Raw genomic sequence first — 18,774 nt, 5'->3', positions numbered from 1 at the left:
GCGCCGGCGCGCGGCATTCCTGGTGGCGGCCTTGTTCGCTTTCGCAGCGGTAGGCATTGGCGGCGGTGCCGTAGTCCGGATTGACCCAACCCTGCGCGGGCCCGAAGTCGCCACGGCAGCCACCGCTGACCCACACCTGGCCGTTGAAATGGCTGCCCCAGGTCTGCCCCTCGATGCAGGGCGCGTCGGAGATCTGGCGCAGCAGGGTCAGGCGTGCCGCCACCGGCGCCTGGCAGTCGCGCCGCCGGCCCTGGTCGCTCTCGCAGCGCACGGTGTAGCGCGTGTCGCCATAGCCACCCACGCCGGCCTGGCCGCCGTAGGTGTCGGCAAAGCGGGCGCGGCAGCCATTCATCACCCAGACGGAGCCGACGCCGCGCGTGCCCCAGGTCTGGCCTTCGATGCAGGCCGCGGACGAGAGGGTTTCCGCAATCACCGGCCGGCCGCGGAAGGGCGTGCCGCACTCCTGAAAGCCGCCGTCACGGCTTTCGCAGGTGATGCCGGGGCCGCCGTAGGGTCGTACCCCGGACTGCCATAGGTCGGGTTGCCGAAGGGCACGGTGCCCCAGGGCTGGCCCAGCGGCTGGCCGATGGGCTGGTCGTACTGCGCCTGCGCCAGCGGCGAGAACGCAACGGCGGCCAGTGCCAGGGCCGCGAGGGACGGAATGCGGGTCATGCGAACGATCTCCTGTGGGTGGCGCCCGAAGGGGCAATCCACTGCTCAGCGCGGTGGCCGGCCGGGCGGTTGTCGCGCCAGCTTCAGGGCGCACCACGGCGGCGCACCGTGCCCGGCACAGGTTTCAAGCCAAATCGGCCTGCAGCGCTGATGCAGCAAGCGCTGGCAGCTATCATTGGTATAGCTCCAGCGCATGCCTGGGCGATCAGCGGAAGCTCACCGTCACCGGCTGCAGGCCGGTCACGCCGTCGTAATGCGCGGTCACCTTCTGGCCGGCCTTGGGCGGCAGCAGGGCCGAGAACGAACCCAGGCTGACCACCTGCCCCGGCCGCAGCGACAGGCCTTCGGCCTTCAGCGCCTGCGCCAGCCACACCACCGCGTTCAGTGGGTGGCCCAGAACGTCGCTGCCCTTGCCGCCGCCCAGCGGCGCATCGGCGGCATCGACCAGGTGCACGTTCATGTCGCGCAGCTCGTTCAGCACGCGGGCCTGGCCCACGGCGTCCTGCGGCACCATCAGCGGCGCGCCGCGCACGCCCAGGCGCGCACCCACGTTCAGCGCGCTCAACGCGGCGCCGTTGACCTTGGCGGGGGTCTCCACCACCAGGTCGGGCAGTTCGATGAAGGGAATGATCTGGTCCACCTGCGCCAGCACCTCGGCCGGGGTCTTGGCGTTGTTGATGGCGGCGCTCTTCACGCGCACCAACAGGTCGGCCTCGTACAGCGGGCGGGCGCCGAAGGCGGCGTCCACGGTGGCGCCGCTGTTCAGCAGCATGTTGGTGTACAGCGCGCCCCACACCGGCTCGGTGGTGTTGAAGCGCTTTTGCACTGCCGGGTTGGTCAGGCCCGCCTTGTAGCCCGCCAGGCGGCCGGCCTGGCCAGCCAGGCGCTGCTGCAGCTTGCTGCGGGTGCAGTTGGCGTCGACCATGGTCAGGTTCTCCGGCAGGTTGGCGGCCGGGCGGCGGGCGTTGTAGTCGCCCAGCAGGCGGTTGACGGCGACGTCGTCCAGGCAGCCGGGCGTGTTGGCCACCACCGGGGCCGAGGTGCTGGCGCAGCCGGCCAGCACCGACACGGCGGCCCCCAGGGCCAGGGCTTGTAGTGTGCGGGACTTCATGTAGCGATCTCCTGTGGGTTTGACTGAATAATGAAACCTGAACATCGTACTTTGGAAATCCACCCATGGCCCTCATCCAATACCTCACCCAGATCGAGTTCGACTACGGCGCCGTGCAGCAACTGCCGGCGCAGTGCCAGCGCGTGGGCATCACGCGGCCGCTGATCGTGACCGACGCGGGCGTGCGTGCCGCCGGCGTGCTGCAGCCGGTGATCGACGCCCTGCAGGGCCTGCCGCATGCCGTGTTCGACGGCACGCCGCCCAACCCCACCGAGGCCGCCGTGCGCGCCGCCACCGAGATCTACCAGCGCGAGCGTTGCGACGGCCTGATCGCCGTGGGCGGCGGCAGCGCCATCGACTGCGCCAAGGGCGTGGCCATTGCCGCCACGCACCCCGGCCCGCTGAAGACCTACGCCACCATCGAAGGCGGCAGCCCCAAGATCACCGAGGCGGCCGCGCCGCTGATCGCCGTGCCCACCACCGCCGGCACCGGGAGCGAGGTGGCGCGCGGCGCCATCGTCATCGTCGACGATGGTCGCAAGCTGGGTTTTCACAGCTGGGCCTGATGCCCCGGGCCGCCATCTGCGACCCGGCGCTCACCCTGGGCCTGCCGCCCATGCTGACCGCCGCCACCGGCATGGACGCCATCGCGCACTGCATGGAGGTGTTCATGGCCCCCGCCTTCAACCCGGTGGCCGACGGCATTGCGCTGGAGGGCCTGCGCCGCGGCTGGGCCCACATCGAGCGCGCGACGAAGGACGGCAGCGACCGCGAAGCGCGCCTGAACATGATGGCCGCCAGCATGCACGGCGCGCTGGGCTTTCAGAAAGGCCTGGGCGCGGTGCATTCGCTGAGCCACAGCCTGGGCGGCGCCAACCCACGCCTGCACCACGGCACGCTGAATGCGGTGTTCCTGCCCGCCGTGATCCGCTTCAACGCTGGGGCCGAAAGCATCCAGAAGGAAGACCGCCTGGCGCGCATGGCCCAGGCCATGGGCCTGCCCGCCGGCAGCGACGTGGCCGACGCCGTGCACGACATGACCGCGCGCCTGGGCCTGTCCACCGGCCTGGCCGCCATGGGCGTGACCGAAGACCTGTGGGCTGGCGTGATCGAGCACGCCCAGCTTGACCACTGCCACAAGACCAACCCGCGCATCGCCAGCGCCGACGACTACCGGCAGATGCTGGCCGAGTCGATGTAATTCCAATTCCAGATCAAAGCTGCCCTATCTCGTCATTCCGGCGCAAAGCCTGCCCCGTACCGCGCTACGGGGCCGGAATCCAGACAGCGTGTGCGGAGAAACATGGATCCCGGCCTACGCCGGGATGACGTTATAAGCCGCCGCGGCGCGGCGCCCGCGTGGCGCTCAGAGCGGCTGCACCTGCGCCGGATCGGGCCGCGCCGGCCAGGCCTCGAACTCGTCCGCCAGTTGCCGCGCCGCCTGCACGGCACTGCTCCAGGCCTGCACGCGCTCGGGGTGGTGTGGCGCGGTGGCGCCACTTGAGGCTCTCGCCCAGCCAGCTGGGCACCACCGCCTGCTGGAAGTGCGGGTACAGCACCAGCGCGCCGGTGGTGGCAAATTCAGCATCAAATCGGCCTTCAGCGCTTGCTGGGCGGGCGCTGACAGCTATCGAAGATGAAGCGACATAGGCCAGGTGCAGGTGGTAGTCGGTGATGCCGCCGTCCCAGTAGGCGCCGCGTGGCGCCCCGGAATGTCGTGCACCACCTTCAGCACGAAGGGGATCGAGCCGCTGGCCTGCAGCGCGTGTGGCGGTACGCGGCCGGGCCGGCGTACAGCCGCAGCGCCCGCAAGCGCGGCGTCAGAAGGTGATGACCTTGTCGGCCGCCATGGTGGCGTCGGCCAGTTCGGCCAGCGTGCCGACGGTGACGCCGCCGATCAGCTGCAGCGAAAGCAGGCCGCGGTTGCCGGCGCAAGTCTTGCACACCTTCACCGGCACCTGCTGGGCCACCAGCTGCTCCACCATCTGCTGCAGGGTGTTGCCCGAGGCGTCCTGCTGGTTAGGCAGGCCGAGCACGGTGGCGTCGGACATCAGGAACACGTCGAGCTGCGGCTTCTCGCCCTCGCGCCCCATCAGCGCCAGGGCCAGGCGCAGGGCGGACAGGCAACGCTCGCTGCCATAGGGCGCGGCATGGATGATGAGCAGGATTTTTGCATGGTCTTTCAGGGTGGGATATCAGGACCGACTGATGTTAGCGCGCGCCGGTGTCGGCCCACACTGCTTGCCGCGCCATCACGGCCTCAAAATCGGGCCGCGCGAGCAAGGCGCCCAGCCACTGCGACAGCGCGGGCGCCGTCTGCTGTGCAAAGCGTGCCGCGTCGTGGCGGGCGAACTGGCGCACGAAGGGCGCGATGGCGAAGTCGGCCAGCGCGGGGCGGGTACCGAACAGGTAACGCGGTGCCGCACCACCCTCCAGCCGCACCGCCAGCAGCGACAGAAAGCCCTGGGCAACATCGAAATGCTGCGCCGCAAAGGCGCGCGCCAACGGATCGCTGTCACCCGCGTCAGGCGCCCCGCCCCACTCGGCGCGGTAGCGCGCGGGGTACTTGTAGCGGTCGAGGTGCGGCTTGAAGTCGCGCTCGCAGGCCTCGATCAGGGCCAGCATCTCGGCCAGCGTGCCCTGCGCGGGCGTCAGCCAGCCCTCGGGATCGTGCTGCGCCAGCGCCCAGCGCATCACGTCCAAGCTTTCGTCGATGACCTGGCCACCCGGCAGCACCAGCACGGGCACCGTGCCCTTGGGCGACGCGACCAGCATGGCGGCGGGCTTGGCGCGCAGCGTGATCTCGCGCAGTTCCACGTCGAGCGCCGACACCTGCACCGCCCAGCGGGCGCGCATGGCGTAGGGGCAGCGGCGAAAGGTGTAGAGCACGGGGCGTGGCGTCATGCGGGCATTCTGGCAAAGCGCGCGACACAGCTGGTCACAACACGCCCCCACCGGCGGGGCGGGAACTCTGGCCTTCGTGCGGCCTCGCACCTATAGTGGGGACGTGGCGCACCATGCCCCACCACGCGGGGCGGAACAGGTTCCGACTACCGCCCTTTCTGCCGATGTATGGAGAAGACAAACCATGCACCAGCTCTTGACCCAATTCACCGTCCGCTGGTTGTCGCTGATGACCGGCGCGGCCCATGCCACCACGGCGCTTCGCGCGATGACGCGCCACGCACCCGAGAGCGACCCCGACGATGAAGTGCCGCGCGAACTGCCCACGGTGCCTTTGCCGACCGTGGCTGTGCCCTCGGTACCTTTGGCCACCTGGCCCAAGCCGGCCTGATGACCACCGCGCATTCGGCGCCCCACGGTGCCGGATGCTGGACCGAATCTGTTTTTCGCTCTCGTTTCAATAGCTGCTGGCGCTGACCAGACAAGCGATGCAGGCCTATTTGCTCTGCAAGCCCTTGAGCTTTTCAAACGCCGAAGCCATGGCGCCCTGGGGCGTGGGCGCGTTGCCCTGCCCTGCCCGCCTGCGTAGCCACCGCGGCCGCGGTCGCCCCGGCCGGCGTGCTCGAAGCGGTTCTCGCGTGGGCCATCGCGGCGCGGCGCCTGCGCGTCCAGCTTCATCGTCAGGCTGATGCGCTTGCGCGGCACGTCCACTTCGAGCACCTTCACCTTCACGATCTGGCCGGCCTTGACGACCTCGCGCGCGTCGTTGACGAACTTGTTCGACAGCTGGCTCACGTGCACCAGGCCATCCTGGTGCACGCCCAGGTCGACGAAGGCGCCGAACTGGGCGACGTTGCTCACCGTGCCTTCGAGCACCATGCCCTCCTTGAGGTCGGCAATGTCTTCCACGCCCTCGTTGAAGCGCGCCACCTTGAAGTCGGGGCGCGGGTCGCGGCCGGGTTTTTCCAGCTCAGCCAGGATGTCCTTCACCGTCACGGCGCCGAACTGTTCGGTGGCGAAGGCTTCGGGCTTGAGCGGTTTGAGCAGTTCGCTGCGGCCCATGAGCTGGTCGATGGGCTTGCCGGTCTTGACGATGATCTGCTCCACCACTGGGTAGGTCTCGGGGTGCACGCCGGTCATGTCCAGCGGGTTGTCGCCGCCGCGAATGCGCAGAAAGCCCGCGCTCTGCTCGAAGGTCTTGGGGCCGAGGCCGCTGACTTCCAGCAGCTGTTGGCGGCTTCTGAACGCGCCGTGCGATTCGCGCCAGCGCACCACGGCCTTGGCCACGGTGCCCGACAGGCCCGACACGCGCGCCAGCAGGGCGCGCTGGCGGTGTTCAGATCGACACCGACACCGTTCACGCAGTCCTCGACCACGGCGTCGAGCTGGCGCGCCAGTTCGCTCTGGTTCACGTCGTGCTGGTACTGGCCGACGCCGATGCTCTTGGGGTCGATCTTCACCAGCTCGGCCAGCGGGTCTTGCAGGCGGCGCGCGATGCTGGCGGCGCCGCGCAGACTCACATCCACGTCGGGCAGTTCCTGGCTGGCGTATTCGCTGGCCGAATAGACCGAGGCGCCGGCTTCGCTGATTACTATCTTTTCAATAGCTGGTGGCGCTTGTTCTGCAAGCGCTGCAGCCTGTTTTTGCACCAATTTGATCAGGTCGCCCGCGAGCTTGTCGGTCTCGCGGCTGGCGGTGCCGTTGCCAATGGCGATGAGCTGCACACCGTGTTTGGCCACCAGCTTGGCCAGCGTGTGCACGCTGCCGTCCCAGTCCTTGCGCGGCTCGTGCGGGTAGACGGTGGCGGTGTCGACCAGCTTGCCGGTGGCATCAACCACGGCCACCTTCACGCCGGTGCGGATGCCGGGGTCGAGCCCCATGACGGCCTTGGCGCCGGCGGGCGCGGCCAGCAGCAGGTCGCGCAGGTTGTCGCCGAAGACCTTGATGGCCACCTGCTCGGCATCTTCGCGCAGGCGGGCGAACAGGTCGCGCTCGGTGCTCAGGCTGAGCTTCACGCGCCAGGTCCACGCCACGCACTTGCGCAGCAGGTCGTCGGCCGGGCGGCCCTGGTGGCTCCAGCCCAGGTGCAGGGCGATGCGGCCTTCGGCGAGGCTGGGGGCTGGGCCTTTGGCCGACGACGCCACACCCTCACCCCTGCCCTCTCCCGCACGCGGGAGAGGGAGCGAGTCCGCAGCGCCTCGGCTGTTGACTCCCTCGCCCCTTTGGGGAGAGGGCTGGGGTGAGGGCTGACGGCCTCCGGCACCACCAGCTTCGCATCCAGAATCTCCAGCGCCCGCCCACGGAACACCGCCAGCGCGCGGTGGCTGGGCACGCGGCCGATGGGCTCGTCGTAGTCGTGGTAGTCGCGGAACTTGGCGACCTCGGGGTCGTTCTCGTTCTTGCCGGCGGCCAGCTTGCTTTGCAGCAGGCCTTCGGCCCACAGCCATTCGCGCAGGCCTTGCACCAGCGTGGCGTCCTCGGCCCAGCGCTCGCTCAGGATGTCGCGCACGCCGTCCAGCACGGCAGGGATGGTGGTGAAGTCTTCGCCGCCCTCGCCTTTCTCTGCCTTCACGAAGGGCTTGGCCGCTTCTTGCGGATCCAGCGTCGGATCGGCCCACAGTTGATCCGCCAGCGGCTCGATGCCGAACTCGCGCGCAATCTGCCCCTTGGTGCGGCGCTTGGGCTTGTAGGGCAGGTACAGGTCTTCCAGTTCCTGCTTGGTGGCCGCGGCGTCGATGGCGGCGCGCAGCTCGGGCGTGAGCTTGCCCTGTTCGTCGATGCTTGTCAGGATGGCGGCGCGACGCTCGTGCAGCTCGCGCAGGTAGGCCAGGCGCGCTTCCAGCTCGCGCATCTGCACGTCGTCGAGGCCGCCGGTGGCCTCCTTGCGGTAGCGGGCGATGAACGGGACGGTGGCGCCGCCGTCGAGCAGTTCGACGGCCACGGCGACCTGGTTTTCACGTACTTTGAGCTCGGCGGCGATCTGGGCGGTGATGGAAAGCATGCGTGCGTGCCGCGCGGCGGCATGGCGCCGCCCGGCGAGTCGAAAAAGCGGGGAAGTTTGCCACAGCAGATGCCGCGCGCCGCAGGCGGCACGGGCAGGATCAGGCCGGGGCGCGGCGCCGTTCCGCCGTCGGCTGGATCAGCGCCGCCATGGGCACCTGCAGGCGCACGCGCGTGCCCTCGCCCGGCGCGCTTTCCACGCTCAGCTGGCCGTGCATCTGGCTGGCGCGCAGCACCATGCCCGAAAGGCCTTTCCCGTGCGACGCACGGTGCGGTTCGCCCGACGACGCGGTGCGCGCATAGCGCTCGTACGCCATGCCCTTGCCGTTGTCGGCGATTTCCAGCAGCAGCGCGTCGGCGCTGTTCATGTGGCAGCAGCTCAGCACCACGGTGTCGGCGCCGGAATGCCGCACGGCGTTGGCCAGCGCCTCCTGCGCCACGCGCAGCACCTGGCGCGCGGCGGGCCCTTGCGCGCGCTCGAGCTGCTCCTCATCGACCAGGCGCCATTGCAGATCCATGCCAGCCGCAGCCAGCAACGGCTGCATGCGATAGCGCAGGCTGGCCAGGTGACTGACGACCGAGCCCTCCTCGTTGATGCCATCCACCAGGAGCTTCAGCTCCAGCAGGCATTGCTGCAGCGTGGCGGCGGTGGCGCGCTGCTCGGGCGAGCCGGCATCGAGCGCCGAGATGAGGGTGGTCAGCTGCGAGCCCACGCCATCGTGCAGGTCCTGGGCCAGCTGGCGTTGCACCTGGTGCGCAGACGAGCCGCCCTCGCCGATCGATCTGCGCGAGTTGCCGACGCGCTGCGTCAGCGCCAGCCACAGTACGAACAGCGCCACCGCAAAGAAGTAGTGCGAGACCGACACCAGTGCCGGCCCATCAGCGGCCTGCCGCAGGTCGGTCAGCACCACGCCCAGGCCCAGCACGGCCACCAGCAGCACCATCCAGCTCTCGGCATCGGTGCGGCGCCAGATGGCGTGCGCCAGGCGCAGCACCAGGGCGGTGATGCCCAGCGCATTGACCCAGAACCACGCCTGGCCCCATCCGGCCGGCAGCGCGGCCGCCTGCAGCGGCGCCAGAAACAGGCCGAGCGCGGCCTGACTGGCCATCAGCACCTTGTCGCCCCAGCCCAGGCCCCGCACCCAGGCCATCAGGAAGGCCGACACGGCCAGGATCGTGAGTTGATAGCTGCCCCGTGTGGCGGCCCGCACCACTTCATCCGGGGCACCCAGACGCCCCAGTTCGCCGGCCGCCAGCAGGGCGGACCAGGCCAGCAGCGCCAGGCCATAGCGCAGATCGCGCGTATCGCCACGCTGGCGCCAGCCCAGCAGGGCGTAGCCCGCCAGGCCGAGGCTCAGCAACAGCACCGGCCACATGATGGACATGGCTATCCGGCCCTCCTGCCGGTCATGGCCGGCACTGCCGCGACGTCAAACGGCCTGCGCGTCGACAGCGCTCACTACAGCAGGCCACGCATCGACGCCAGGTTCACGGCCTGCGCTCGCGTTCGAACCTGCAGCTTGCGGTACATGTTCTTGATGTGCGTGTTCACCGTCTGGTCGCTGATGCCCAGGCGCTTGCCGATCTCGCAACTGGTGTGGCCCGTGGCCACCAGCCGCAGGATCTCGCGCTCGCGATCCGACAGCTTCTCGCCCGAGGCCGCGCCGCGGCTGGCATGCGCGGGCACGCCGGCAGCCCGTGGGCTGCCATCCAGCCGCTTCATCAGCCGGCGCGCCAGGTTGGGTGTGATCGACGCCCCGCCGTTGACCACCTGCAGCACCGCTTGCGGGAAGCTGCCGAACCAGGAGTTCTTGATCAGATAACCCGTGGCGCCCAATTCGAACGCGTGAATGGCGTGCTCTTCGTCTTCCATGGCCGACACCACCACCGCCTCGGCCACCGGCCGCATGCTTTTCATGTATTCGATCAGCTGGAACCCGGTGCCGTCGCCCAGGTTCAGGTCGACCAGCATGACATCGAACTCGTGCAGCGCAATCAGGCGCTTGCCCTCGCGCAGCGACGCCCCTTGGCCCACCAGGTGGATGCGGGGTCGGTCAGCAACTCCTGCGACACCACGCGGCGCATGTGGGGTCGTCGTCCACCAGCAGCACCTGCACCGGCTGATCGGGCTGGCCGATGAGGAAGTCGGGCCAGCTCGATCCGAAAGTCATCGGTGCTGCAGGCTTGTCAACTGCCTTGCCCCCACGGCCCGGTGACGCCGGGTCCCTCCAGTCCATGTTGGTTGTGCTCATGTCGATCCCCCGGCGCCTGCGTTTCGAAACATCTGTAACCCCTCCAAGCCTGCGACGCCTGCGACTCGGGAGCTGAACGCGGAGTTTGTAAACATCTCCTGCGCACAAGTTGTGAACTTTGCACAAAAACTTAGGCTTTGTCACAACATCGAAGAGGGATATCCTGCGCTTCTTTTCCAATATTTGCAATAAACACTTTTTGTTACTACCCCATCGAAATCCGTTGAATGCTATCCAAGCAGGAGCTGCGCGCTGTTGTAGTGAGCCATGATCCGCGAGGTTGGAGCCCCCAAACACATGCCACATGTCCACCATACGACGTATCCATTTGTAGCGATTGGTGTCGGGCTGAATGCGCAGGACACTGCACCCCGACGACACCGCATGACGAGCACCGAAAAACAGGAGGCCGGATGCGGCGGAGTCACCCCCGGAACTGCTGGAATTCGCCCGCCGCTCCGGATCCGTGTCTCACCACACCTTTGGAGGATCTCATCATGAACGCGAAACTGCTTTTCCTGACCGCTGCGTTTGTCGCCACGTCTGCGATGGCCCAAGACGCAAGTTTTAAGCCGAAGGATCCACCGGCTCCGTCTCCTTCGCCGACGCCTGAGGCCTGCGACCTGTGCGCCCACGACATCGTCCTGAAGGGCCCGACCATCCAGGTGACCGCGCTGAAAAACACCGCTTCCATCGCCTGGGCCAGTGGCGCCGACTCCAAGGCCGTCAACAACATGTCCAGCAACACCAGCGGCGTGCTGATCGACCAGGGCGTCGAGTCGACCCAAATCACTGCGCTCAAGAACAGTGGCGTGCTGGCTTACGCAAGTGCCAGCGACTCGTATGCGAACAACAACCTGGCCAGCAACGTGGGCTCGGTCGGCGTCGGCGCCGACCAACTGCAGATCGTCCTCGGCAAGGGCGCCTTCCTGGCTGCCAAGGCCACTGGCACCGGATCCAGGGCGGTGCAGAACTTCTCCAGCAACAACGCCTGCCTGACCTGCGAATGAGCGATCAAAGGGCCTGAAGCGCACGGCGGAACCGGTGGCCCCCGTCCCGGTTCCGCCGTTTTTATTCTTGTCGAAAGGGGATTGCCATGAAGCTCAAGCTCCTGTCCATCGCCCCTGGCCTGGTTCTGCTTTGCGCTGCGCAGAGCGGCTGGGCGCAGTTCGCCCCCGGCTCGGACCCGATCATGCTGAACGGTCAGGTCAGCTACCTGGCCCTGCCCGCTCCGCCGTTTCAGCCCTCGGGGCAAATCGAAAACGAAACGGATATTCCGTCCTGGCTGCAGGCCAAGGTATCGCGCTATGAAGCCAAGGCTTTTTCCGCGCTCGAAGGCGGCAGCGGAACTGTCCAAACCGAGCGCGATGTCGTCAGCCGGCAGACCGGCAACGCCCTGCAGCGCACCTGCACCACGGAAGTGGCGAGCAACACCATCGCCCCTACCGCAGCCGGCCCTTCAGGCCGCTACGGCATGAGTGGTGGAGACCAGATCGCGGTGCTGCGCGGCGACGTGGTCACCATCTGCAAATAAGAAGCTGCGCGGCACGCCGCCAGCACCAGCAACTGAGAGGCTCGCCAGAGCGGAGGGAGGACATCATGGGACACGGCAACTTCTCGGGCGCTGCCGAACGCGGAGGGAAAGCGCGGACATTGCTGTTCTGCGCTCTGGCCGCGGTCGCCGTCCTCTCGGGCTGCGCCACCCCGCTGTCGCCCAAGGAGGATGCCCTCTTCCAGTCCTACGCCAGTGCCACCGACCGGCCCGCCACGCGGCCGGTCCGCTCGATGTCCAGCTTCAGCGACTCGCTGGTCTGCATGGACCGGATGATGCGCGACGCCGAGGTGCCGACCACGCTGATCACCAGCAAGTACATCCCCGATTTCTCGGGGCGCGTGCCGGTGGCGGCCAAGGAAATGGTGATCACCGCGCTGTCGCAGATGTCGCGCCAGTCGAATGCGTTCCGCTACGTCGATTTCGAGGTCGACATCGCGCGCCAGGACACGGTGCAGAACCTGACCACCATCCTGCTCAACAACAACCAGATGGAGTTGCAGCGTCCGGCGCTGTATGTGTCCGGTGCCATTTCCTTCGTCGATCAGAACGTGCTGAGCAACCGGCACAGTGCAGGGCTTTCGGGCGCGCGCATCGAAGCCGGCTACGACCGCAGCCGCGCCGCCACCATCATCGGGCTGGAGATGCACCTGGGCGACTTTCGCACGCGCACGCTGATCCCAGGGCTGGACTCGGCCAACGAGGTCATCATGGGCACCTCGGGCCAGGGGCTGGATCTGGCCGGCCGCATTGGTACCTACGGTGTGCAGTTCAACGTCGGCCGCGACCTCGTGCAGGGCTCGGGCGCGGCGATGCGCACCCTGGTGGAGCTGGCCGCGATCGAGCTGGCGGGCAAGTGGACCCACCTGCCCTATTGGCGCTGCCTGACGCTGGACAACACCCACCCCGAATTCCAGCGCCAGCTGCGCGTGTGGTACGACGAGGGCGACCGCACCACGCGCTCGCGCATGGTGCAGCGCTATCTGGCGAGCCGAGGCTACCTCGCAGCGTCCGAAACGGCACTGCCACCGGGCCACGCCCTGCTGCGCGAAGCGGTCGGCCGCTTCCAGGCCGATGTGGGTGCGGTGGTCACGGGCGAGATCGACTTCCCCGTCTATGAGCGCGCTTTGCGCGATTTCGTGGCCGTGGGCGAAGACGGGCAGCTGGCGCGCGTCGGATGGGCCGAGTTGAGTGCTGGCCAGACGAAGATCGAACCCTTCACGATCGATCTGCAGATCGAGAACACCAGCCGGGACCGCACGGCTTTCGAGGCGGGGACGCACATCTTTGCGTCGGCGACGATTTCGCGTGCCGCACACCTGTTCTGCTACATCAACGACGCCAATGGCAACATCGTCAAGATCCAGCCCAACATGCTGAGTCCCGAATCGCTGGTGTCGGCCAATCAGGCCATCCGGCTGCCCGACTGGATGGTGCCTTATCCGGCGTTCGTGTTGACCGCAGGCGCCAAGGGCTCGGAAGCGCTGATGTGCGTGGCCACCAACGAAGACCCGATGCTGAAGATGCCGCCTGAGCTGAACGTGCCCGCGCTGACCCGCATGCAGGGCGTCGCGTCGCTGCAAGCCTTGCGTGAGCAATTCGAGGCCGCGGTGGGTGCCGGCAACATGGCCGCGCAGACCCTGGAATGGCGCATCCTGCCGGCGCGCCCCGCTGCCGCAGCCGCAGCGGGCAAGAACGGCGCCGCCCAGTAAGGCGACGCACGGGCCATGAGCACCGCAGCGTCAACATGCGGGCCCGCCGGATGCGCCACCCGCGCGGCGCGGACTGGCGCATGGGCATGGTCGCCACGAGCCTGCTGATCGCCTGCGTATCGGTACAGGCAGCAGCGCGGGCGGCAACGCTGCCTGAGATCCAGGCGCCGACCGCAAGGGTGCCGGATGTCCAGGCGCCCAGCGGTCAGGCGCCGGCCGTCAGCTTGCCGCGCAACCCGTTGCCGCCAGCCGATCCGGTGGCCAATCCTTCTCAGCGAGCTGCCGACCCTCAACTGGGGCCTGTGCGTGCGCCGGCATCGCCCGCGCTGCCGGAGGCGCGTCAGACGAGCAACCTTCTGGCCGATCCTGCCGTGCGCAGGGATCTGGACCTGCTGCGCCGCCAGGCACAACCCCGGTCGGGCTTCGGCAGCACCAATGCGGCGGCCAATGCCGCCTGGACGCTGGGGCTGATCGACCTGCACGGCGGCGCAGGGCCGCGCTCGACGGCCTCGGCGCAGATGTGGTTCGAGCGCGCAACGCGTTTCGGACGCCAGCCGCTGGCCAACGCCGGCCTGGCCTGGTGCGCACTTGATGGCTGCGCGGGGCCGCCCGACACGTCGGCCGCGCGGCAGGCCATCAACAAACTGCGTGCGCACCACCGTGCCCGGGCGCTCTATCTGGAATGGGTGCTGGAGAGCCGCGCACAACCCCTTGCCGTGCGCTCCAGTGACCCCCAGGGCGTGACCAGCCTGCGCTTGCCCCTGCGCCAGATGCTGGAACGCGCCGCAGCCGAGGGCGATACGCAGGCGCATATAGAGCTGGGGCTGGAGGCCATCGTCAACGGCGATCTGCGCAGCGCGCGCCAACATCTGCAGGCCGCGGCGCCGCACTCCCGCGCGGCCGCGGCCAATCTGAAACTGCTCGATCTGAAGGATGCGCGGCCGGCGTCGGCCGCCGCGACGGAGGCCGATCGATTGCTGGAAAGAGCCCAGCGCGCGCACCGTGGCGTCGTGGTGCCTGCCAACTACGCGGAAGCCATGCGGCTGTACCAGGCCGCTGCCGCCCAGGGCAGTGCCGCGGCCAAGCGCATGCTGGCGCTGATCACATCCCGCCCGCAGCCCGATGGCACGATCAACATCGCCTGGATGTCGCAGCTGGCCTGGCTGGACACGGCCAACAACCTGCCGCAGCTGGACACGCGCTCGCTCTCCACCATGATGTACCGCGACCCAACGCCGTTGTTCGACCTGCTGCCCGACGAATGGCAGCGCCGGCTCAACACGGTACCGCGCTGAAGCCGCGGGTGCTACTGCGCGGCCAGACCGGGCAGTCCGCGCGCGGCCGTGGGCACCAGCAGACGCAGCGGCCGGGGCGCGAGCTGAAACACCAGCGGCGCCGGCAAGTGCGCAAGCTCGCCGTCGATGGCGAGCTGCATGCCGCCACTGCCCCGGCCTGGCTGCACCACCAGCCGATCGACGGAGAAACTGTCCACGCGCGCGGCACCGTCCAGCCGGCCGATGCTGCCGCGCAGCATTCGCCACAGCGTGGCGAGCGGCGGCGCCGGCGGCAGGGTGATGGCGAGCAGGCGCCCTGCTTCGGCGGCCAGCGGTTCGCGCAGGCCCAGGGCGCGCAGCTGCAGATCGTTGTGGCCGACGAACAGCGTGCGCGTGCGCACCACGCGGGTTTCGGTGCCGTCGTGCAGCTCCAGCGTCATCAGGCTGCGGCCGCGCAGCAGCGTGCCCAGCCCGGCGATCCAGGCCACCAGCCGGCTGCGGCCATGGCGCTGCCCGCCCGCTTCCAGCAGGCGCGGGTACAGGCCGACGCTGGCGTTGACCAGAAACAGTCGCTCGCCCACCATGCCCACCGGCACCGGCTGCACGCGCGCGCCCAGCAAGGCGTCCACCGCGGCATCCAGATCGGTCGACATGCCGTGCGTGCGGCCGAAGTAGTTGAGGCTGCCCTGCGGCAGCACGCCCATCGGCAGGCCGGCGTTCCACACCGCCTGCGCGACAGCGTTCAGCGTGCTGTCGCCGCCCGCCGCCACCACGATGCCGCGCGCATCGCGGGCGGCGTTGACGGCGCGACCGATGACGGCGCCCAGTTCACCCGGCTGGCGGGCGACGAAGCATTCAGCCCGCCGGCCGGCGGCGCGCAGGCGCTCGGCCACGTGCCGGCTGACATCGGGCGTGTCGCCGCGCCCGGACGCCGCGTTGAAGACGAGGAACAAAGGGGCTGGTGCCGACGGCATGGGGCACTGTAGGCGCCGCGTGCGTCGGCGGCTGTCGGCCGATGGCGCGAATGCCTATCGGCCCATCAGAAGAAATTGGTCTAATCGGGCTGCAGCGCAAGCGGGCGAGCGCAAGCAGCTATCCAAACCATAGTTAACGCACCCTGGGCCGCGACCTCAAGCCGCTTGACCACGCAGCGCCGCGCGCAGGCCGACGCCGATCTCCGGCCGTTCGGCAAACGGGTCGGGTGGGTTATGGATGGCGACGATCGCATCGGTGCGCGACTTGACGTTGCCCAGCGCCCTGGGGTGGCTGAAGACGTAGAACTGGTCGTGCGCGATGGCGTCGAACACCTTGTACGCCACCTCGGCGGCGGTGACCTTGCCGCTGCTCACGGCCTTGTCGGTCTGCGCCTGGCTGATGCGCTGCGAGGCGGTCATCTCGGCCGCGGGCATGTCGCCGGGGCGGTTGCGCTCGCTGTGGCTGATGCCGGTGGCGACGAAGTACGGGCACAGCACGCTGGCGCTGATCTGGTCGGTCACCAGCTTCAGGTCCTGGTACAGCGTCTCGGTCAGCGCCACCACGGCGTGCTTGCTGACGTTGTAGACGCCCATGTTGGGCGGCGTCAGCAGCCCGGCCATGCTGGCGGTGTTGACGATGTGGCCCTGGTACGCCGGGTCGGCCTTGGCCGCCTCCAGCATCATCGGCGTGAAGCCGCGCACGCCGTGGACGACGCCCCACAAGTTGACGCCCAGCACCCATTCCCAGTCCTTGACGGTGTTCTCCCAGACCAGGCCGCCCACCGCCACGCCGGCGTTGTTGAAGACGAAGTGCGGCGCGCCGAATGTTTCCTGCACCTGCCGGGCCAGCTGGTCCATCTCCGGCGCCTTGCTGACGTCGACGCGGCGCGCCAGGGTTTTGACGCCCAGGGCCTTGATCTCGGCCTCGGCCGCGGCCAGCGCATCGGGCTGGATGTCGACCAGCACCACGTTCATGCCGCGCTGCGCGGCGATGCGCGCGCACTCCAGGCCGAAGCCCGAGCCGGCGCCGGTCAACACGGCGGTCTTGCCTTTGAAGTCGCTGATCATCAATCGGTCTCCATTCAGTGGTAAGGTTTGAAAAATATACTCCCAAGGTAGTCATGCTCTAGAGCCCGCCAGTAGGGCGCTAAAACCATATACTCCCATTGTTTGTGGTCAAGCCGGCATGGCCCGCGCGATCAGCGCATCCACGCCGGCGCCCGCGCCCAGCGTGCCGAACACGTCGTGCCGCTGCGCGATGCGCGAATCGCAGAAGGCGCCGAACACGGCGGACGGCGCGGTCTGCGCCAGCAGCGCGGCCTGCACCGTCAGCGCCACGTCGCGTGCCAGCGTGCGCGCGGTGGCTTCGGTGGCGTGGTGGTCAATCAGCGTGGGCAGCGTGTCGATCATGCGGTCGAGCGCGGCATGCTGGCCGCGCGCTGGCGCCAGCTCATGCGCCAGCGCGGCGGCTACGTCGCCCTTGCGCAAGGCGCGCAGAAGGTCCAGCGCCATGATGTTGCCCGCGCCTTCCCAGATGCTGTTGACCGGCATCTCGCGGTAGATGCGCGCGGGGATGCCCTCGCCGCCCTCTTCCACGTAGCCGTTGCCGCCCAGGCATTCCATGGCCTCCTGCGCGAACAGGCTGCCGCGCTTGGTGATCCAGAACTTGGCGATGGGCGTGAGCACGCGCGCCAGCAGGCGCTGCTGCTCGTCGCCCTGCTGGTCGAAGGCGCGCGCCAGCCGCATCGACAAGGCAATGGCTGCTTCGCTCTCCAACGCCAGGTCGGCCAGCACGTTCTTCATCAGCGGCTGCTCGATCAGGCGCTTGCCGAAGGCGCTGCGCTCGGCCGTGTGGTGCAGCGCGATCGACAGCGCCTGCCGCATCAGCCCGCTGGTGCCCAGCGCGCAGTCGAGCCGCGTCATGGTGCCCATGGCCAGAATCTGCGGCACGCCGCGGCCGGGCTCGCCCACCAGCCAGGCGAGAGTGCCGTCGAACTCGACTTCTGACGAGGCGTTGGCCTGGTTGCCCAGCTTGTCCTTCAGGCGCTGGATGCGCAGCGTGTTGCGCGTTCCGTCCGGTAATACGCGCGGCAGGAAGAAGCAGGACAGGCCGCCCTCGCCCATCCCTTCGACATACGCCAGCACCAGAAACGCATCGCACATCGGCGCCGAGAAGAACCACTTGTGGCCGGTCAGCCGATAGCGCTCCCCCACGCGTCACGCCCATCGTGCACCGCGCGCGTGGTGTTGGCGCGCACGTCCGAGCCGCCCTGCTTCTCCGTCATGCCCATGCCCATCGTCACGCCGGGTTTGTCGCGCCAGGGCTTCAGCGCCGGGTCGTAGGCGCGGGCAGCCAGCCTGGGCGCCCAGTCCTTGAAGATGGCCGGGTTGTCGCGCAGCGCGGGCGTGACGGCGTAGGTCATCGAGATCGGGCACAGCACCGAGGGTTCCAGTTCGGTGAACAGCTGGAACGCCGCCGCGCGCTTCACATGGGCGTGGCCGCTGGCCTGCTCATCGGGCGCATACGGCGTGCCGTGCAGGCCAGCCTCGGTGGCGGCGGCCATCAGCGCGTGGTAGCTGGGGTGGAATTCCACCTCGTCGATGCGGTGGCCCAAGCGGTCGTGCGTGCGCAGTTCGGGTGTGTGCACGTTGGCCAGGCGCGCGTGGTTCTGCATGGCCGCGCTGCCGGCCAACTGGCCCAGCGCGGCCAGCGGCGCGGTGTTCAGGCCGGGGGCGTTGAACTTCAGCGCATCCTGCAGCGCCTGGTTGCCGGCGAACAGATTCACGTCGGCCAGCGGCGTGACCTGGTTGAAGACGTCGTGCGTGGCGGCCATGTGGTTCTCCTCAAGGTCGTGGCTTGCGCGGCGCGGGTGCGATCGGCTGCAGATGTTCATCGGCCAGGCCCACCAGCAGCGCGCGGCCATCGGGCAAGGCGCGGAACTCGCCAAAGCGCGCCTGCGCGAATGGCTCGCCCTGCCCTTCGGGGAAGTAGAACGCATCCGTGACCAGAACCCAGTCACCTTGGAGTCGCTTGACGGGCAACAAGCGCTCACCCGCGGCCAGCGGTGCGCCATCCTGCGCCAGACGCCGCACCGTGGCAACACCGCGCGCGTCCAGCGTCGCCACCACCTGGGCGTGGCGATTCAGACCCAGCCGGTCGTCCTCGTTCAGCGCCTTGCGCACGCCTTCAGGAAAAGCGAAGTTCAGCGCCATGTAGTCGCCCTGCATCAGCGAGCGCGGATCGCGCGGCGCCAGCGGCACGTAGATCTTCTGGCCCTGGGCGATCACCTGCTCCTTCTTCTGCACATCGAAATGCACCAAAC

General features: G+C 68.6%; 13 protein-coding genes and 7 pseudogenes. 6 read left to right on the top strand and 14 right to left on the bottom strand.

From position 1 onward, the window contains the following. Positions 1 to 64: 64 nt before the first annotated feature. The 3 genes and pseudogenes from H0I39_RS22785 to H0I39_RS18855 all read right to left on the bottom strand — a co-directional run. Positions 65 to 496: pseudogene (locus H0I39_RS22785) on the bottom strand (DUF3011 domain-containing protein); the annotation flags it as partial. Continuing rightward, complete coding sequence (locus H0I39_RS23770; protein ID WP_180549139.1) at positions 430 to 672, bottom strand: hypothetical protein; 243 nt, start codon at positions 670 to 672, stop codon at positions 430 to 432. The pseudogene H0I39_RS22785 and the gene H0I39_RS23770, both read right to left, overlap by 67 nt. Positions 673 to 877: 205 nt before the next feature. Continuing rightward, positions 878 to 1,783, bottom strand: coding sequence for a 2-keto-4-pentenoate hydratase (locus H0I39_RS18855; protein ID WP_180551510.1), 906 nt, complete (start codon positions 1,781 to 1,783; stop codon positions 878 to 880). Positions 1,784 to 1,848: 65 nt separating this feature from the next. Between H0I39_RS18855 and gbd the strand changes: the two are divergent. Then, a pseudogene (gene gbd, locus H0I39_RS18850) lies at positions 1,849 to 2,984 on the top strand (4-hydroxybutyrate dehydrogenase). A gap of 165 nt (positions 2,985 to 3,149) precedes the next feature. Here gbd and H0I39_RS22780 read toward each other — a convergent pair. The 3 genes and pseudogenes from H0I39_RS22780 to H0I39_RS18835 all read right to left on the bottom strand — a co-directional run. After that, positions 3,150 to 3,548, bottom strand: a pseudogene (locus H0I39_RS22780) (phospholipase); the annotation flags it as partial. 55 nt (positions 3,549 to 3,603) lie between these two features. After that, the gene (locus H0I39_RS18840) at positions 3,604 to 3,942 is read right to left on the bottom strand and encodes a DsrE/DsrF/TusD sulfur relay family protein (protein WP_373368354.1); all 339 of its coding nucleotides are present in this window, start codon (positions 3,940 to 3,942) and stop codon (positions 3,604 to 3,606) included. A gap of 52 nt (positions 3,943 to 3,994) precedes the next feature. After that, positions 3,995 to 4,687, bottom strand: a complete 693-nt coding sequence (locus H0I39_RS18835; RefSeq protein ID WP_180551508.1) for a glutathione S-transferase N-terminal domain-containing protein — start codon at positions 4,685 to 4,687, stop codon at positions 3,995 to 3,997. 184 nt (positions 4,688 to 4,871) lie between these two features. Here H0I39_RS18835 and H0I39_RS18830 point away from each other — a divergent pair, with 184 nt between their 5' ends. After that, positions 4,872 to 5,078 carry a hypothetical protein gene (locus H0I39_RS18830; protein WP_180551507.1) on the top strand — a complete coding sequence of 69 codons (207 nt, stop codon included), beginning with the start codon at positions 4,872 to 4,874 and terminating at the stop codon, positions 5,076 to 5,078. 105 nt (positions 5,079 to 5,183) lie between these two features. Here H0I39_RS18830 and H0I39_RS22775 read toward each other — a convergent pair. From H0I39_RS22775 to H0I39_RS18810, 4 genes and pseudogenes are all read right to left on the bottom strand, one after another. Beyond that, positions 5,184 to 6,804, bottom strand: a pseudogene (locus tag H0I39_RS22775) (helix-hairpin-helix domain-containing protein); the annotation flags it as partial. Positions 6,805 to 6,923: 119 nt separating this feature from the next. After that, a pseudogene (locus tag H0I39_RS24340) lies at positions 6,924 to 7,688 on the bottom strand (Tex-like N-terminal domain-containing protein); the annotation flags it as partial. A gap of 100 nt (positions 7,689 to 7,788) precedes the next feature. Beyond that, positions 7,789 to 9,072, bottom strand: a complete 1,284-nt coding sequence (locus tag H0I39_RS18815) for a sensor histidine kinase (RefSeq protein ID WP_180551506.1) — start codon at positions 9,070 to 9,072, stop codon at positions 7,789 to 7,791. Between the two features lie 74 nt (positions 9,073 to 9,146). Then, positions 9,147 to 9,858, bottom strand: a pseudogene (locus tag H0I39_RS18810) (LuxR C-terminal-related transcriptional regulator). A 578-nt stretch (positions 9,859 to 10,436) separates the two neighbouring features. Between H0I39_RS18810 and H0I39_RS18805 the strand changes: the two are divergent. The 4 genes from H0I39_RS18805 (at position 10,437) to H0I39_RS18790 (ending at position 14,498) form a co-directional block, all read left to right on the top strand. Continuing rightward, positions 10,437 to 10,949, top strand: coding sequence for a hypothetical protein (locus tag H0I39_RS18805; RefSeq protein WP_180551505.1), 513 nt, complete (start codon positions 10,437 to 10,439; stop codon positions 10,947 to 10,949). 86 nt (positions 10,950 to 11,035) lie between these two features. Then, positions 11,036 to 11,473: a hypothetical protein gene (locus tag H0I39_RS18800; RefSeq protein WP_180551504.1), complete on the top strand. Its 438-nt coding sequence runs from the start codon at positions 11,036 to 11,038 to the stop codon at positions 11,471 to 11,473. Positions 11,474 to 11,538: 65 nt separating this feature from the next. Next, a complete protein-coding gene (locus H0I39_RS18795) occupies positions 11,539 to 13,203 on the top strand; it encodes a peptidoglycan-binding domain-containing protein (RefSeq protein WP_180551503.1) in 1,665 nt (554 codons plus the stop codon). An 86-nt stretch (positions 13,204 to 13,289) separates the two neighbouring features. Then, complete coding sequence (locus H0I39_RS18790) at positions 13,290 to 14,498, top strand: hypothetical protein (RefSeq protein ID WP_180551502.1); 1,209 nt, start codon at positions 13,290 to 13,292, stop codon at positions 14,496 to 14,498. 11 nt (positions 14,499 to 14,509) lie between these two features. Here H0I39_RS18790 and H0I39_RS18785 read toward each other — a convergent pair whose 3' ends face one another. The 4 genes and pseudogenes from H0I39_RS18785 to H0I39_RS18770 all read right to left on the bottom strand — a co-directional run bounded on the left by H0I39_RS18785 (position 14,510) and on the right by H0I39_RS18770 (position 18,769). Next, positions 14,510 to 15,451, bottom strand: coding sequence for a diacylglycerol/lipid kinase family protein (locus H0I39_RS18785; protein ID WP_180551501.1), 942 nt, complete (start codon positions 15,449 to 15,451; stop codon positions 14,510 to 14,512). A 156-nt stretch (positions 15,452 to 15,607) separates the two neighbouring features. Continuing rightward, positions 15,608 to 16,519: an SDR family oxidoreductase gene (locus H0I39_RS18780; RefSeq protein ID WP_180551500.1), complete on the bottom strand. Its 912-nt coding sequence runs from the start codon at positions 16,517 to 16,519 to the stop codon at positions 15,608 to 15,610. Positions 16,520 to 16,627: 108 nt separating this feature from the next. Next, positions 16,628 to 18,285: pseudogene (locus H0I39_RS18775) on the bottom strand (isovaleryl-CoA dehydrogenase). A 10-nt stretch (positions 18,286 to 18,295) separates the two neighbouring features. Then, on the bottom strand, positions 18,296 to 18,769 hold the full coding sequence (locus tag H0I39_RS18770) for a GDYXXLXY domain-containing protein (protein WP_308645938.1): 474 nt from the start codon (positions 18,767 to 18,769) through the stop codon (positions 18,296 to 18,298). Positions 18,770 to 18,774: the final 5 nt, after the last annotated feature.

This window comes from Ottowia beijingensis, assembly GCF_013423955.1.
GTDB classification, from domain to species: domain Bacteria; phylum Pseudomonadota; class Gammaproteobacteria; order Burkholderiales; family Burkholderiaceae_C; genus Ottowia; species Ottowia beijingensis.
This window is presented reverse-complemented; position numbering and strand designations above follow the sequence as displayed.

Bases quoted from the DNA above. Each gene is read 5' to 3' on its own strand.
- H0I39_RS23770 (WP_180549139.1), bottom strand. From the start codon at position 672: ATGACCCGCATTCCGTCCCTCGCGGCCCTGGCACTGGCCGCCGTTGCG.
- H0I39_RS18855 (WP_180551510.1), bottom strand. From the start codon at position 1,783: ATGAAGTCCCGCACACTACAAGCCCTGGCCCTGGGGGCCGCCGTGTCG.
- H0I39_RS18835 (WP_180551508.1), bottom strand. From the start codon at position 4,687: ATGACGCCACGCCCCGTGCTCTACACCTTTCGCCGCTGCCCCTACGCC.
- H0I39_RS18830 (WP_180551507.1), top strand. From the start codon at position 4,872: ATGCACCAGCTCTTGACCCAATTCACCGTCCGCTGGTTGTCGCTGATG.
- H0I39_RS18815 (WP_180551506.1), bottom strand. From the start codon at position 9,072: ATGTCCATCATGTGGCCGGTGCTGTTGCTGAGCCTCGGCCTGGCGGGC.
- H0I39_RS18805 (WP_180551505.1), top strand. From the start codon at position 10,437: ATGAACGCGAAACTGCTTTTCCTGACCGCTGCGTTTGTCGCCACGTCT.
- H0I39_RS18800 (WP_180551504.1), top strand. From the start codon at position 11,036: ATGAAGCTCAAGCTCCTGTCCATCGCCCCTGGCCTGGTTCTGCTTTGC.
- H0I39_RS18795 (WP_180551503.1), top strand. From the start codon at position 11,539: ATGGGACACGGCAACTTCTCGGGCGCTGCCGAACGCGGAGGGAAAGCG.
- H0I39_RS18790 (WP_180551502.1), top strand. From the start codon at position 13,290: ATGGTCGCCACGAGCCTGCTGATCGCCTGCGTATCGGTACAGGCAGCA.
- H0I39_RS18785 (WP_180551501.1), bottom strand. From the start codon at position 15,451: ATGCCGTCGGCACCAGCCCCTTTGTTCCTCGTCTTCAACGCGGCGTCC.
- H0I39_RS18780 (WP_180551500.1), bottom strand. From the start codon at position 16,519: ATGATCAGCGACTTCAAAGGCAAGACCGCCGTGTTGACCGGCGCCGGC.